The organism is Pseudomonas sp. 10(2024) (genome assembly GCF_045164175.1).
In the GTDB taxonomy this organism is placed as follows: Bacteria; Pseudomonadota; Gammaproteobacteria; order Pseudomonadales; family Pseudomonadaceae; genus Aquipseudomonas; species Aquipseudomonas alloputida.
Map to the genome: position 1 here is coordinate 1,290,458 of NZ_CP174006.1, position 13,989 is coordinate 1,304,446.

At 62.5% G+C, this 13,989-nt stretch carries 13 protein-coding genes; 5 read left to right on the forward strand and 8 right to left on the reverse strand.

The features are described from left to right. Positions 1–53 precede the first annotated feature (53 nt). The 4 genes from ACI7M0_RS05830 to pdxH all read left to right on the forward strand — a co-directional run bounded on the left by ACI7M0_RS05830 (position 54) and on the right by pdxH (position 5,284). On the forward strand, positions 54–2,288 hold the full coding sequence (locus tag ACI7M0_RS05830; RefSeq protein WP_129932464.1) for a beta-galactosidase: 2,235 nt from the start codon (positions 54–56) through the stop codon (positions 2,286–2,288). 133 nt (positions 2,289–2,421) lie between these two features. Further along, the gene (locus ACI7M0_RS05835) at positions 2,422–3,567 is read left to right on the forward strand and encodes a serine hydrolase domain-containing protein (protein WP_129932463.1); all 1,146 of its coding nucleotides are present in this window, start codon (positions 2,422–2,424) and stop codon (positions 3,565–3,567) included. 99 nt (positions 3,568–3,666) lie between these two features. After that, positions 3,667–4,617, forward strand: coding sequence for an OmpA family protein (locus ACI7M0_RS05840; protein ID WP_129932462.1), 951 nt, complete (start codon positions 3,667–3,669; stop codon positions 4,615–4,617). Between the two features lie 19 nt (positions 4,618–4,636). Then, positions 4,637–5,284 carry a pyridoxamine 5'-phosphate oxidase gene (gene pdxH, locus ACI7M0_RS05845; RefSeq protein WP_064492950.1) on the forward strand — a complete coding sequence of 216 codons (648 nt, stop codon included), beginning with the start codon at positions 4,637–4,639 and terminating at the stop codon, positions 5,282–5,284. A gap of 39 nt (positions 5,285–5,323) precedes the next feature. Here the strand turns inward: pdxH and ACI7M0_RS05850 are convergent, their stop codons facing one another. Further along, the gene (locus ACI7M0_RS05850) at positions 5,324–5,557 is read right to left on the reverse strand and encodes a hypothetical protein (protein ID WP_020193747.1); all 234 of its coding nucleotides are present in this window, start codon (positions 5,555–5,557) and stop codon (positions 5,324–5,326) included. Between the two features lie 147 nt (positions 5,558–5,704). Here ACI7M0_RS05850 and ACI7M0_RS05855 point away from each other — a divergent pair, with 147 nt between their 5' ends. Further along, positions 5,705–6,169: a glycine zipper 2TM domain-containing protein gene (locus ACI7M0_RS05855; protein WP_009684613.1), complete on the forward strand. Its 465-nt coding sequence runs from the start codon at positions 5,705–5,707 to the stop codon at positions 6,167–6,169. A 69-nt stretch (positions 6,170–6,238) separates the two neighbouring features. On the opposite strand, the gene nhaA is transcribed toward ACI7M0_RS05855, so the two are convergent. From nhaA to livH, 7 genes are all read right to left on the reverse strand, one after another. Continuing rightward, positions 6,239–7,432, reverse strand: coding sequence for a Na+/H+ antiporter NhaA (gene nhaA / locus ACI7M0_RS05860; RefSeq protein WP_177413599.1), 1,194 nt, complete (start codon positions 7,430–7,432; stop codon positions 6,239–6,241). Between the two features lie 276 nt (positions 7,433–7,708). Then, the gene (locus tag ACI7M0_RS05865) at positions 7,709–9,316 is read right to left on the reverse strand and encodes an NAD(P)/FAD-dependent oxidoreductase (protein ID WP_019750617.1); all 1,608 of its coding nucleotides are present in this window, start codon (positions 9,314–9,316) and stop codon (positions 7,709–7,711) included. 103 nt (positions 9,317–9,419) lie between these two features. Beyond that, on the reverse strand, positions 9,420–10,094 hold the full coding sequence (locus tag ACI7M0_RS05870; protein WP_104886598.1) for a COG3650 family protein: 675 nt from the start codon (positions 10,092–10,094) through the stop codon (positions 9,420–9,422). An 88-nt stretch (positions 10,095–10,182) separates the two neighbouring features. Continuing rightward, positions 10,183–10,884 carry an ABC transporter ATP-binding protein gene (locus tag ACI7M0_RS05875; RefSeq protein ID WP_003254879.1) on the reverse strand — a complete coding sequence of 234 codons (702 nt, stop codon included), beginning with the start codon at positions 10,882–10,884 and terminating at the stop codon, positions 10,183–10,185. Continuing rightward, positions 10,885–11,652: a high-affinity branched-chain amino acid ABC transporter ATP-binding protein LivG gene (gene livG, locus ACI7M0_RS05880; RefSeq protein WP_020192376.1), complete on the reverse strand. Its 768-nt coding sequence runs from the start codon at positions 11,650–11,652 to the stop codon at positions 10,885–10,887. It lies immediately after the preceding gene. Further along, positions 11,649–12,905: a high-affinity branched-chain amino acid ABC transporter permease LivM gene (locus ACI7M0_RS05885; RefSeq protein ID WP_104960934.1), complete on the reverse strand. Its 1,257-nt coding sequence runs from the start codon at positions 12,903–12,905 to the stop codon at positions 11,649–11,651. The genes livG and ACI7M0_RS05885 overlap by 4 nt, the downstream gene beginning before the upstream one ends. Then, positions 12,902–13,825 (reverse strand): high-affinity branched-chain amino acid ABC transporter permease LivH, encoded by a 924-nt coding sequence (gene livH / locus ACI7M0_RS05890; RefSeq protein ID WP_008097482.1) that lies wholly within the window; start codon positions 13,823–13,825, stop codon positions 12,902–12,904. Before livH ends, ACI7M0_RS05885 begins: the two co-directional genes overlap by 4 nt. Positions 13,826–13,989: the final 164 nt, after the last annotated feature.

The window sequence follows — 13,989 nt, forward strand, 5'->3', positions numbered from 1 at the left end:
TGTCCATTACTCGTCTTGGGCCCATCAGGGTCCTGAAGGAGAGCCTCAGCCTTATGATCCGCCGCACCCTGCCCGCCGTATTCGCCTTGTTGTGCAGTTCGCCCTTGCTGGCCGGGCAGCAAACGCTGTTCAGCTTCGTGCGCCCGGCTTCGGTGGTCAATGTGGCGACGGTGGATGCCGGCATGCCGCAGTACAACGCGGAGCAAACGGCCGAGGGCGAGGTGTTGCGGCGTGTGGTGTTCAACCCGGCCCAGCAGCCGACCCTGCGCCTGAGCCCGCAGAGCGGGGTGTGGGACTGGTCCGCCGGGCAGTTCCTGACCTTGCGCCTGCAAAGTGCCATGGATTGGGCATTGACCGTGGATGTCACAGTGCAAGGCAGCGATGGCCGCGTCTTGACCAGCCGTATCGACCTCCCCGCTGGCCCCGCGCAAACCGTAATGGTGCCCCTGACGGCCAGTTCGCCGCTGGACCAGGGCATGCGCGCCGGCCCGCCGATGCCCTGGAACCATGGTGGTCAGCGCCTCCTTTTGACCAGCAGCGCCGGTGCAGTCGACCTCAAGCAGGTGACCTCGGTCAGCCTGAGCATCCCCAGCCCCAAGGTGGCGCAGAGCCTGCTGATCGAGCGTGTCGGTATCCAGGATGACGACCAGGCGTACAGGGCGGCCTACCACGAGCTGATTGATGCTTATGGCCAGTCGACTCGCGGTAACTGGCCCGAGAAGGTATCCAGTGACGAGCAGCTCAAGGCGGCCGATACCCGTGAACAGCAACAGCTCAAGGGCTGGTTGGCAGAGCGCGGCAAGCTGCAGCTGGACGCTTACGGTGGCCTGGTGGGCGGGCCGACCTTTGCAGCCAAGGGTTTCTTTCGCACTGAAAAGCGTGATGGCCGCTGGTACCTGGTAACGCCGGATGGGCACCCGTTCTATTCTCTGGGGGTGAACGCCGTGGCGGCAGACGGCGGGCGTACCTATGTCGCCGGGCGCGAAGGCATGTTCAAGGCCTTGCCCGCTGAGGGCGATGCACTGGCCGCGTTCTATGGCGAAAGCAACAACGACGATGGCAATGCCTCGTCGCAAGGGCGCAATTTCAAGCAGGGGCGCTGGTTCGACTTCTACGCCGCCAACCTGCAGCGTACCTATGGCAAACCCTGCCGGCCCGCAGTGGAGGGCCAGCCAGCCGATTGCGCGCCGCCGGTGCTGGATGCCGACCGCTGGCAGGCGCATGCGCTTGATCGCCTTCAGGCCTGGGGGTTTAACACTATTGGCAACTGGAGCGAGCCGGCGCTTGGCCAAGCCAGACGCATGCCGTACACCTTGCCGCTGTCGATCGTAGGCGACTACGCCAGCATCAGCACTGGCATGGACTGGTGGGGCCGCATGCCCGACCCGTTCGACCCGCGTTTTGCCATGGCCACCGAACGTGCCGTGGCCATCGCCGCTCGTGATCACCGTGACGACCCTTGGCTCATCGGCTACTTCGCCGATAACGAACTGGCATGGGCCGCCCCTGGAAGCGACCCCAAGAGCCGTTATGGCCTGGCCTACGGCACCTTGCGCCTGACCACCGATGTGCCAGCCAAACGCGCATTCCTCAAGCAGTTGCGCGACAAGTATCGCAACCAGGAAGGGTTGTCCAAGGCCTGGGGCATCGAACTGACCGCCTGGGAACTCATGGAAGATCCTGGCTTCGAGGCGCCGTTGCCTGACCCGGAGCACCCGGAAATCGAACGTGACTACCAGCACTTCCAGCGGGTATTTGCCGAGACCTACTTCAAGACCATTTCCGATTCGTTGAAATGGCATGCGCCCAATCACATGCTCCTGGGTGGCCGCTATGCAGTTAGTACGCCGGAAGCGGTCAAGGCCTGTGCCGAGTTCTGCGATGTACTGAGCTTCAACTTCTATACCCTCAAGCCACAGGACGGCTACGACTTTGCCCGCCTGGCAGAGCTGGACAAGCCGGTGCTGGTGTCCGAGTTCCAGTTCGGCTCGCGTGATCGCGGGCCGTTCTGGCCGGGGCCATTGGAGCTGGCGCGGGAAGAGGATCGCGGCCCGGCCTATGCAAACTTCCTCAAGGCAGCCATGGCGCAGCCGATGATCGTTGGCGCGCACTGGTTCCAGTACCTCGACCAACCGGCCAGCGGTCGCCTGCTCGATGGTGAGAACGGCCACCTGGGGCTGGTGGCGATTACCGATATGCCCTATCCAGGGTTTGTCGATGCCGTGCGCAAAAGCAATCTGCAAACCATGAACCAACTGCGTGCCGAGCTGGAAAAACCGGCCCCCTGAGATCAGGCAGATGCAGTCAACCCAGGTGAGAGCGGCCTTGTGTCGCGACCACTTGGCCCAAGCCAGTTTGCAAAACACCCAACTACTGAAACAATGCACACCTTTTTGGATATGGTCGTACGGAGAGCAGCGGGTGCAGATCCAGGGTCACTATGAGCTGAAGTTCGAAGCTGTGCGCGAAGCTTTTGCCGCGCTGTTCGATGATCCCCAGGAGCGTGGCGCCGCGCTGTGCATCCAGGTGGGTGGCGAAACCGTCGTTGACCTGTGGGCCGGCAGTGCCGACAAGGACGGCCAGCAGGCCTGGCACAGCGATACCATCGCCAACCTGTTCTCCTGCACCAAGACCTTCGCGGCCGTTACCGCCCTGCAGTTGGTCGGCGAGGGCAAGCTGGCCCTCGATGCCCCGGTGGCCAACTACTGGCCCGAGTTCGCCCAGGCGGGTAAGCAGTCGATCACCTTGCGTCAGCTGCTCAGCCACCGTGCTGGCTTACCGGCCATTCGTGAGCTGCTGCCGGCTGAAGCCTTGTATGACTGGCAGATCATGGTCGATGCCCTGGCAGCCGAGACTCCGTGGTGGACGCCAGGCACAGAACACGGCTATGCCGCCATCACCTATGGCTGGCTGATCGGCGAGCTGATTCGCCGTGCCGACGGCCGTGGCCCTGGCGACTCGATCGTGGCCCGCACCGCCCGCCCATTGGGGCTGGATTTCCATGTTGGCCTGGCCGACGAGGAGTTCCACCGCGTGGCGCATATCGCCCGTGGCAAGGGCAATGCTGGAGACAGCGCAGCGCAACGCTTGCTGCAGGTGACCATGCGCGAGCCTGAGGCGCTGTCGACCCGTGCCTTTACCAACCCACCCGCGATACTGACCAGCACCAACAAACCGGAATGGCGACGCATGCAGCAGCCAGCGGCCAATGGCCATGGCAACGCACGCAGCCTGGCGGGGTTCTATGCCGGGCTGCTGGACGGCAGCCTGCTTGAATCCGAACTGCTCGATGAGCTGACCCGCGAGCATAGCCTTGGCCAGGACCGTACCTTGCTCACCCAGACCCGTTTCGGCCTGGGTTGCATGCTCGACCAGCCCGATGTGGCCAATGCCACCTTTGGTCTCGGCGCCCGCGCCTTTGGCCACCCTGGTGCCGGTGGTTCGGTCGGTTTTGCCGACCCGGAGTACGATGTGGCCTTCGGTTTTGTGGTCAATACCCTCGGCCCTTATGTGCTGATGGACCCACGCGCCCAGAAACTGGTACGCGTCCTTGCCAGTTGCCTTTGATCGGGTAATGCGGGTATTGCCACCCCCCTTTGACTATTCTCAATGCCAACGCCTGAAGTTCGTAGGCAAAATATCTTTCTATTTCATGGTGTATCGCTGATGTCTTCACATAAAACCTTAGCACTCGCCCTGTGCCTGACCGCCGTTACCGGCTGCGCCAGCCACTCCCCGGACGGCTCCAAGGAAGGTGGCTCCAGCTGGTGGCCTTTCGGTTCGGACAAGGTTGCCGAGCAGGAAGTGAAGTCAGCCGTCACTGAAAACGTGGCCAAAGCCGATGCCAAATCCGAAAGCTCCAGCCGCTGGTGGTGGCCGTTTGGCGGTGACGACAAGCAAGCCAAGGGGCCGGTGGTACCGAAGATCGATCAGAAGGCCACGCAGGCCTGGCTGGACGAATACGAGCCCAAGCTGCGCGAAGCGATCAAGGACAGCAAGCTGGAGCTGGAGCGTCGTGACAACGTGCTGGCGGTAACCCTGCCGGTGGACAGCTCGTACAATCCTGATCGCCCGAACATGTTGCTGCCCATGTCCCTGGGCCCGATTACCCGCGTTGCCAAGACTGTCGAAGGCGACCCCAAGACTGCCGTGCTGGTACTGGGCCATGCCGACAGCAGCGGCGCCGCCGTTGCCAACCAGAAGCTCAGCCTGGAGCGCGCCGCTTCGGTATCGGCCATCTTCCGCCTCAGCGGCCTGCAGCGTGACCGCCTGACCCTCAAGGGCATGGGTTCGGTGATGCCGCGCGCTGCCAACGACAGTGCCGAGGGGCGCGCCCTGAACCGCCGCGTGGAAATGTTGCTGACTCCGCAAAACACCATGGTCGCGCTGCTGGCCAAGTACCAGCAGGCCGCCCCGGCACCCGCCCCGGCCTCGATGGTGGCGGTGCAGGATGCCAAGGCACCAGCCGCCAAGGCCGCGGCGAAGAAACCGGTAGCCAAGGCCAAAACGCCTGCGAAGACTGCAGCCAAGAAAAAAGCTGCGCCGGCCAAGCCTGCAGCCAAGAAAGCTGCCGTTGACAAGAAAGTAGCTGCCAACAGCCCTGCGAAGACCAACTGATCGTCAAGGAACCGCAGTAATGACCCAATCCCTGGCCGATATGCGCCGCGATTACACCCGTGATGGCCTGGCCGAAGCCCAGGCACCAGGGGAGCCGTTCGCCCTGTTCCACCAGTGGTTCGCCGATGCGGTGAAAACCGAGCAGGTACCGGTGGAAGCCAACGCCATGACCTTGGCCACCGTGGACGGCGAAGGTCGCCCGCATTGCCGTGTTTTGCTGTTGAAGGGGCTCGACGAGCAGGGTTTCACCTTCTTCACCAACTATGACAGCGCCAAGGGCCAGCAACTGCAAGCCAACCCCTTTGCGGCAATGACCTTCTTCTGGCCGGCCCTGGAACGTCAGGTGCGCATTGAGGGCCGGGTGCAGAAGGTCACGGCGCAGGAGTCGGATGCCTACTACCAGGTGCGCCCGCTGGGCAGTCGCCTGGGGGCCTGGGCTTCGCCACAGAGCCGCGTGATTGCCGGGCGTGAAGAGCTGGAGAGCCTGGTAAAGGCTACCGAAGCGCGTTTCTCCGACACCCAGCCGCACTGCCCTGAGCATTGGGGGGGGTACCGGTTGTTGCCCGAGCGCATCGAGTTCTGGCAGGGGCGGCCAAGCCGCCTGCATGACCGGTTGAACTATCGACTGGTGGATGGGCAGTGGCTGCGAGAGCGGCTGGCGCCCTGAGCAACCGGGGCCGCCAAGCGGCCCCAGCCATTGATCAAGCTACCCCGTATAACCTGCTGCCTCGCGCTCCAACCACCCCGCCAGTTGCTTACGCCCCACCTTCTCCTGGCGTGCCTGCGCCAACCTTTCCAGCATGAAGGCGCGTTTTTCAGGATCGGCCCCTGCCAGCGACAACGCCAGGTCGCGGTCCATCCAGCGGCGCATGCGCACATACAGCCACCAGTGGAAATACAGTCCCGTAACGGTGGTGACCACGACGATGAAGTAATCCATGGCTATTCTTGGTCTCACTTGAAAGGCCTTCGACACAGCCCGGCAGGCTGTACCCCGGCTGAATGAAAACAATTTTATTACGTTTGTACCGTGACAGCCGTCAATGTGCAGCGTCTAATGAGCACCTGACTTATGGAGACTTTACCCATGCGTAAATCCGCTTTGCTGGTGGCGACCTTTACCACCATGTCGCTGCTGCTGGGGGGCTGTGCCTCGAGCCTGACCGGTGACAGCTACTCTCGTGACGAAGCCCGCCGCGTGCAAACCGTGCGTATGGGTACCATCGAATCCCTGCGTCCGGTCAAGATCGAGGGCACCAAGACCCCGATTGGCGGCGGTGCCGGTGCCATCGTGGGTGGCGTAGCCGGCAGCGCCGTGGGCGGTGGCCGTGGCAGCATCGTGGCTGCCGTGATCGGTGCCGTGGCCGGTGGCTTGGCCGGCTCCGCAGCAGAAGAAGGCCTGACCCGTACCCAAGGTGTCGAAATTACCGTTCGTGAAGATGATGGCAGCATGCGCGCTTATGTGCAGGCCGTGCAGGAGAACGAAATCTTCCGCGTTGGCGACCGCGTGCGCATCATGACAGTTGACGGTACCAGCCGCGTTTCGCACTGACCGTAGCGCAGTCAAACAAAACCCCGACATGGCTGATGCCAGTCGGGGTTTTTTCATGCCTCAGCCAAGTCAGGCAATGCTGGTTTTGCGGCTGGCCATTGCGGTGACGGCGTAGCCGATCACCGCGGCAAAGAACGAACCAGTAAGAATGCCCATGCGGTCCATGCCGGCGTACTCACTGCTACCCGGGGCGAAGGCGAGCGAGCCTACGAACAGGCTCATGGTAAAGCCAATGCCGCAGAGTATCGCCACCCCCAGAATTTGCCCCCAACCAGCGCCCGCAGGCAGCGCGGCCAGGCGCAGCTTGACCGCCACCCAGGTCAGGCCGAAAACCCCCACTGTCTTGCCCAGCAACAGGCCGATCGTGATGCCCATCGGCACGGGGTGGGTGAAGCTGTCTACGGTCATGCCTGCCAGCGAAACGCCGGCATTGGCAAAGGCGAAAATTGGCAGGATGGCATAGGCCACCCAGGGCTGCAGGGCGTGTTCCAGCGCCAGCAGCGGCGACGATTCAGCATTGCGTGTACGCAGCGGGATGCAAAAGGCCAGGGCGACACCAGCCAAGGTGGCATGCACGCCACTCTTGAGCACGCAGACCCACAGGATCAGGCCAACGATCATATACGGGCCAAGCTTGATCACACCAAGCCGGTTCATCGCCACCAGCACCAGCAGACAGGCCGCAGCCAGCAGCAGCGATACACTCGACAGGGTGCCGGAGTAGAACAGGGCGATGACAATGATCGCACCCAGGTCGTCGATGATCGCCAGGGTCATCAGGAACAACTTCAGTGACACCGGTACGCGTTTGCCGAGCAGGGCCAGGACACCGAGGGCGAAGGCGATGTCGGTGGCGGTAGGGATCGCCCAACCGGCCACGGCCGCAGGATTGTCACGGTTGATGAACCAGTAGATCAGCGCTGGCACCACCATGCCGCCCACGGCTGCGGTGGCAGGCAGAATCACTTGTGAGGGCTTCGACAGGTGACCGTCGACCACCTCGCGTTTGACCTCCAGGCCGATGAGCAGGAAGAACAGGGCCATCAGGCCGTCGTTGATCCACAGCAGCAATGGCTTGGCGATGTTCAGCGCGCCTACCTGGATGGCGACGGGTACCTCGAGCAAGCCGCCGTACAGGTCGGACAGTGGCGAGTTGTTGATGATCAGGGCCAGAACGGCGGCGGCGATCAGCAGCAGGCCGCTGGCGGCTTCGAGCTGGAAGAAACGGGTAAACAGGCTACGCACGGGCTGTAGGCCCTCCATGAGCAGTTTACGCAGGGTACGGGCGTACACCCTAGCCTGTAGAGATATGCTTTCAAACAAAAGACATATTCGTTTTTGTTATATGTTGTTGCTGACAGGCCTGAGGCAAGCCTAGATGGATTTGGGGAAGGATGGGGAGGGGAAGTCTGGAGTAGGTGCTGGAATAGTCTGATGCCGGACCGGGCCCTTTCGCGGGTAAACCCGCTCCTACAGGGGATCATTGTTCCGTGTAGGAGCGGGTTTACCCGCGAAGAGGCCCTGTCAGTCGATAAAGCATCAGAGGCCGAGCATATCCCGCGCCACTGCCTCGGCGATGCGAATGCCATCCACACCGGCTGACAGGATCCCGCCCGCGTACCCGGCCCCTTCACCCGCTGGGAACAGCCCTTTGAGGTTCAGGCTCTGGTAATCCTCACCGCGGGTAATCCGCAGTGGCGAAGAGGTACGCGTCTCGATCCCGGTCAACACTGCATCATGCAGGTTATAGCCCTTGATCTGCCGGTCGAACGCTGGCAGTGCTTCACGGATCGCCTCGATGGCGAAGTCCGGCAGGCTCGGCGCCAGGTCACCCAAGGTCACGCCCGGCTTGTAGGACGGCTCGACACTGCCCAGTGCGGTCGAGGGCCGGCCGGCGACAAAATCACCCACCAGCTGTGCCGGGGCCTGGTAGTTGCTGCCGCCCATTACATAGGCGTGCGCCTCCAGGCGCTCCTGCAGTTCGATACCGGCCAACGGGCCACCCGGGTAGTCGCGCTCGGGGTCGATGCCGACGACGATGCCGGAGTTGGCGTTGCGCTCGTTACGCGAATACTGGCTCATGCCGTTGGTGACGACTCGCCCTGGCTCGCTGGTGGCCGCGACCACGGTGCCACCCGGACACATGCAGAAGCTGTATACCGAGCGGCCATTCTTGGCGTGGTACACCAGCTTGTAGTCGGCGGCACCCAGTTTCGGGTGGCCGGCATACTTGCCCAGGCGTGCCTTGTCGATCAGCGTTTGCGGGTGCTCGATACGGAAGCCCACCGAGAACGGTTTGGCTTCCATGTAGACACCTTTGGCGTGCAGCATGCGGAAGGTGTCGCGGGCGCTGTGGCCCAGGGCCAATACCACATGGCGCGAGTGCAACTGCTCGCCGCTTTCAAGCACTACACCGGTCAGTTGGCCATCTTCGATCAACAGGTCGGTGACCTTCTCCTGGAAGCGCACTTCGGCCCCTAGGGCGATCATGTCCTGGCGCATCTGTTCGACCATGCCGGTGAGGCGGAAGGTGCCGATGTGCGGCTTGTTGATGTACAGGATTTCGTCTGGCGCACCGGCCTTGACGAATTCTTCCAGCACTTTGCGGCCGTGGTGTTGCGGGTCCTTGATCTGGCTATACAGCTTGCCGTCCGAGAAGGTACCGGCGCCGCCTTCACCGAACTGCACGTTGGACTCGGGGTTGAGCACGCTCTTGCGCCACAGGCCCCAGGTGTCCTTGGTGCGCTGGCGCACTTCCTTGCCACGTTCGAGGATGATCGGCTTGAAGCCCATTTGTGCCAGCAACAGGCCGGCAAAGATGCCGCACGGGCCGAAACCGACCACGATCGGGCGCTCCTGCAGGCCTGCCGGGGCCTGGCCGACGAACTTGTAGGTGACGTCTGGAGCCGGGCCGATGTTGCGATCATCGGCGAACTTGCTGAGCAGCTCGGCCTCGTTGCTGGCTTCCAGATCGATGGTGTAGATGAACAGCAGTTCGCTGTTCTTCTTGCGCGCATCGTAGCTGCGCTTGAACAGGTTGAAGCTGAGCAGTTGCTCGTCGCGGATGCCCAGGCGCTGGACGATGGCTTCGCGCAGCGCTTCGTCGGGATGGTCCAGGGGCAGCTTCAGTTCGGTGATTCGTAGCATGGCAGGGTCCAGTATCCCGGCCATGGGCGGCCGGCGGCTTTACACAAACCGCCAAGTATAAGCTGTTAACCGCCCCGACTGGCAGGATAAAAGCGCCCGGCGATCAGTTGTCGCGCGCACCACCGTAGTAACCGCAGCCGCGCAGGGTCTGGCCGTCGATGCGCAGTTCGGCGCGCAAGTGGCGTACGGCGCCGGTGGCGCTGTCGACGCAGCGTTGCGGGGCGACCCACAGTTCCACGTGCTGGCCGTTGGCTTCGCTGGTCAGGGTCAGGCCGCCGCCGGGCACTTCTTCTTCGAGGAATGGCAGGGGCAGCGGGTCTTTGCCGATGCGGTTAAGCACCATGCCCTTGCCGCTGGCCTTGATGTCCCAATCCGGTTCATGGCCATTGGCGCGCAGGGTCAGCTGCTTGAAGTTGGGGTCGTCGCAAGCGCGGGTGGAGGGTTCCAGGCGGTACAGGCGGCTGACTTCCAGCTGGCCGTCGTTGTCGGCCTGCTTGGCGCCAGTGAGGCGACCGCGCACGTCGGCGAACAACTTGGCGTTGGCGTCCTTGGCCAGGTTGGCGGACTCCTGCAGGATGCCGGTGCCGGCAACGTCGTTGATCACGAAGCGGCGTGCTTCGCTGCAGGGCTTGAACAACAGGCGGCCGCCGTTGGCGCTCAGTTCGCCCTGCATGCGCGTGGTGCCGATGTTCGGGTCACGGGGCTTCTCGGCCAGTAACTGGCAGCCAGCGAACAGGGGCAGCAGGGCACTGAGCAGCAGGGTAGGGGTGAGACGCATGAGCGGGCTCCGGGGGAATCTTTGCCAAAGAGCTGGCCACGATACACGTCCTGCGGGCAGAAAAAAGGGCCCGAAGGCCCTTTTTCATTCAACCCCCGAGGTAGGCATCGCGTACCTTCGGGTCGGTCAGCAGTGCCTCACCGGTGCCCTGCATCACCACCCGACCGTTCTCCAGCACGTACGCCCGGTCAGCGATCTTCAACGCCTGGTTGGCGTTCTGCTCCACGAGGAACACCGTCACGCCATCGCGGCGCAGCTGTTCGATGATGTCGAAGATCTGCTGGATGATGATCGGCGCCAGGCCCAGCGAAGGCTCGTCGAGCAGCAGCAGCTTGGGCTTGCTCATCAGCGCCCGGCCGATGGCCAGCATCTGTTGCTCGCCACCGGACATGGTGCCGCCGCGCTGGATGTAACGCTCTTTCAGGCGCGGGAACAGTTGCAGGACCTTGTCCAGTTGTTCCTGATAGTCGCCCTTGTCGGTGAAGAAACCGCCCATGGCCAGGTTTTCCTCGACGGTCAGGCGAGCGAACACGCGACGGCCTTCCGGCACTACCGCGATGCTCTTGCGCATGATGTGCGAGGACGGCTGGCCGACCAGCTCTTCACCCAGGTACTTGATGCTGCCGCTGTGCGCCTGCGGCGAACCGCACAGGGTCATCAGCAAGGTCGACTTGCCGGCACCGTTGGCGCCGATCAGGGTGACGATCTCGCCCTGGTTGATCTCCACGTTGACGCTGTGCAGCGCCTGGATCTTGCCGTAGAAAGTGGAAACGTTTTCAAACTTCAGCATTTACGCTTCCCCCAGGTAGGCTTTGATCACGTCAGGGTTGTCGCGGATCTCTTCCGGCGTGCCGTCGGCCAGGGGGGTGCCCTGGTTGATGACCACGATATGGTCGGAAATGCTCATCACCAGCTTCATGTCGTGCTCGATCAGCAGCACGGTGACGTTGTGCGACTCACGCAGGTAGGCGATCAGAGCCTTGAGGTCTTCGGTTTCCTTCGGGTTCAGGCCGGCCGCCGGTTCATCGAGCATGATGATGCGTGGCTGGGTCATCATGCAGCGGGCGATTTCCAGGCGGCGTTGCTGCCCGTAGGCGAGGGTGCCGGCGGTACGGTTGGCGAACTCGGTCAGGTTGACCTTCTCCAGCCAGTACTGCGCACGCTCCAAGGCTTCCTTCTCGCTGCGGCGGAAACTCGGGGTCTTGAACAGGCCGGCGAAGAAGTTGGTGTTGAGGTGGCGGTGCTGGGCAATCAGCAGGTTTTCCAGTGCGGTCATTTCCTTGAACAGGCGCACGTTCTGGAAGGTCCGCACCACGCCCTTGCGGGCGATCTGGTGGCCGGCCAGGCCCTGGATCGGCTGGCCATCGAGCAGGATGGTGCCGTCGCTGGGTTTGTAGAAGCCGGTCAGGCAGTTGAACACGGTGGTCTTGCCGGCGCCGTTCGGGCCGATCAGCGCCACTACCTGTTTCTCCTTGACGGTCAGGCCCACGCCGTTGACCGCCAACAAGCCGCCAAAGCGCATGCTCAGGCCGCTGACTTGCAGAATTTCGCGGCTCATCGGGGCAGCTCCATCTGTGGACGTTGCATAGGCAGCAGGCCTTGCGGACGCCAGATCATCATCAACACCATCAGCGCACCGAACATCAGCATCCGGTATTCGCTGAACTCACGCATCAGCTCAGGCAGCAGGATCATCACGATGGCCGCGAGAATCACGCCCAGTTGTGAGCCCATGCCACCCAGCACGACGATGGCGAGGATGATTGCCGACTCGATGAAGGTGAACGACTCCGGCGTCACCAGACCTTGGCGCGCGGCGAAGAAGCTGCCGGCGAAACCGGCGAAGCAGGCACCCAGGGTGAATGCCGAGAGCTTGATCACGGTCGGGTTCAGGCCCAGAGCACGGCAGGCGATCTCGTCTTCACGCAGGGCTTCCCAGGCACGGCCGATCGGCATGCGCAGCAGGCGGTTGATCACGAACAACGCCAGCAGGGCCAGCAGCAGGGCCACCAGGTACAGGAAGATGACCTTGTTGATCGAGTTGTATTGCAGCCCGAAGAACTCGTGGAAGGTCTGCATGCCCTCGGCCGCACGGCGTTCGAAGGTCAGGCCGAAGAACTCCGGCTTGGGGATGTTGCTGATGCCGTTGGGGCCGCCGGTCCAATCGGTGAGGTTGCGCAGGAACAGGCGGATGATCTCACCGAAACCGAGGGTCACGATCGCCAGGTAGTCACCACGCAGGCGCAGCACCGGGAAGCCGAGCAGGAAGCCGAACGTGGCAGCCATCAGGCCGGCAATCGGCAGGCACACCCAGAAGCTCCAGCCCAGGTAATGCGAGAGCATGGCGTAGCTGTAGGCACCGACGGCATAGAAGCCCACATAGCCGAGGTCGAGCAGGCCCGCCAGGCCGACCACGATGTTCAGGCCCAGGCCCAGCAACACGTAGATCAGGATCAGCGTGGCGATGTCGACCGCACCGCGAGAGCCGAAGAACGGCCATACCAGTGCCATCACGATCAACCCGATGATGACATAGCGCTGGGTCTTGGGCAGGGTGAGGTAGTTGCTGACTGCCGGGGGGATCAGCTTGCGATCCGATCGGCGGCCCATCACCGAACTCCACTGCTTGTCGAACAGCACGCGCAGGAACATCAGCACCGAACAGACGGCGATGATGCTGATGGTGAACGAGCCCTGACTGTGCACGACCAGGCTGATGCCGTCGATGCTCAGTTTCAGGCCCAGTACCGGGAAGGCCACGGCCCAGACCAGCAAGGCGCTGAAGAACGCCTGTTTGAGATTTCTGTTCATACTTTTTCAACCTCCGGGCGGCCCAGGATGCCGGTCGGCCGGAATAGCAGGACAAGAACCAACAAGCCGAATGCCACCACGTCCTTGTACTGGTCGCCGAAGATATCGGCACCGAACGCTTCGGCCACGCCCAGCACCAGCCCACCGAGCATGGCGCCCGGGATGCTGCCGATGCCACCCAGTACCGCCGCGGTGAAAGCCTTCAGGCCCACCAGGAAACCGGCGTTGGGGTTGATCACCCCGTACTGCATGCTCAGCAGCACGGCCGCCACGGCAGCCAGGGCGGCACCGATGACGAAGGTGAGGGCGATGATGTTGTTGGTGTTGATGCCCAGCAGGTTGGCCATCTTGATGTCCTCGGCACAGGCGCGGCAGGCGCGGCCCAGGCGGGAACGAGAGATGAACAGGGTGAGCAGGGTCATGGCCACCAGGGTGACGACGAACACCAGGATTTGCATGTAGCTGATCAGTACTTCTTCAGCACCGCCTGGCCCGAAGGAGAAACTCCCGGGGATCAGGTTGGGGATGGACTTGTCCTTGGAGTCCTGCGAAAGCAAGACCGTGTTCTGCAGGAAGATCGACATGCCGATGGCAGAAATCAGCGGGATCAGACGGTTGCTGTTGCGCAGGGGGCGGTAGGCAACCCGTTCGATACTGTAGCCATAGGCACTGGTGACGAAGATCGTCGCGACGAAGGCGACGGTCATCAGGATCGGCAGCGAATGGATACCCATCATGGCCAGGCCCGCCAGGGCGATGAAGGCCACGTAGGAACCGATCATGTACACCTCGCCGTGGGCGAAGTTGATCATGCCAATGATGCCGTACACCATCGTGTAGCCGATGGCGATCAAGGCATAGGTGCTGCCGATGGTCAATCCATTAACCAGTTGTTGGAAGAAATGGTAGATCTCAGGCATTACAGCGCTCCTAAAAACCTGATTTGCATTTCACTGGCAGGGGTACGGCCAGGAAACCGCGGGTGACGGTTTTAAGATTTTCAGGTGAGCCGGCCCCCGGATCGCGGGGATCGGGCCCATGAACCTCATAAAACGAAGCCCACTGCTCGCACAGTGGGCTCGTA